1 protein-coding gene is annotated in these 420 nt (G+C 63.3%); it reads left to right on the top strand.

Annotated elements, in window-relative coordinates; translation table 11 throughout:
• A partial coding sequence (locus tag PVZ78_RS00005; RefSeq protein WP_443218344.1) for a T1SS-143 repeat domain-containing protein occupies positions 1 to 420 on the top strand: 420 nt, incomplete at both ends.

The following is a 420-nucleotide window of genomic DNA, read 5'->3' as shown; positions in this document are numbered from 1 at the left end:
GCCGGCGCGGTCGATGTGTTTACCTTCAGCCTCAGCGCCGCGGGCGCCTATAGCTTTACCCTGCTGCAACCGCTGGACCATCCAGCGGGCAATGATGAAAACGACATCACCCTTAACCTGGGCACGCTGCTGCAAGCTACCGACAAGGACGGTGACACGGTAACCGCCGCGGCCGAGAAGCTGGTGATTACCGTCGATGATGACACGCCAACGGCGGCCGGAGCCGCCGAGGCCGGTACTGTCGATGAAGACGGATTGGCCAATGGTATTGCCGGCGGTGTGGGCGACGTAGCTGGCGAAGCTACTGTAGCCAGCGGCAGCGTGACCGGTATCTTCCAGTCGGGTGCCGACGTACCGCTGACCTACTCCTTGTCGAGCGACACCAGCGGTCTGCCGGCCCTGAGTTCGGGTGGAGTGGCA

Source organism: Pseudomonas sp. SBT1-2 (assembly GCF_028640875.1).
GTDB lineage: Bacteria > Pseudomonadota > Gammaproteobacteria > Pseudomonadales > Pseudomonadaceae > Aquipseudomonas > Aquipseudomonas chlororaphis_I.
The sequence above is the reverse complement of the archived record's forward strand: the minus strand, read 5'-3'. Positions and strand labels throughout refer to the sequence as shown.